The sequence below is a fragment of the Acinetobacter sp. WC-743 genome (assembly GCF_000335555.1).
GTDB lineage: Bacteria > Pseudomonadota > Gammaproteobacteria > Pseudomonadales > Moraxellaceae > Acinetobacter > Acinetobacter bereziniae.
In genome coordinates this window covers 1-233 of sequence record NZ_AMFQ01000108.1, presented here as the reverse complement: position 1 = coordinate 233, position 233 = coordinate 1, and the positions used below count along the sequence as shown (strand labels likewise).

Annotated in this window: 1 protein-coding gene; it reads left to right on the top strand. The window is 51.5% G+C overall.

The window, feature by feature from the left end; all coding sequences use genetic code 11:
• Positions 1 to 233: SwmB domain-containing protein (locus ACINWC743_RS16840; RefSeq protein WP_035301337.1), on the top strand; the 233-nt coding region annotated here is incomplete at both ends.

Here is a 233-nt window from a genome sequence, read left to right as displayed (position 1 = left end):
CCATTGGGTACGACCTTAACGCTGAACTACAGTGAAGCGCTTGATCCATTAAATCCACCAGTTGCAGGCGACTTCGCAGTGACTGCGGATGGTCAGGTGGTGACTGTCACCGGTGTTACCGTTGTCGGTTCAACGGTAGTGTTAACCTTGGGTGCTCCAGTGACAGCAGGTCAAGCGGTGCAAGTAGGTTATACCGATCCAACAGCAGGTAATGATCCGAATGCGATTCAAGA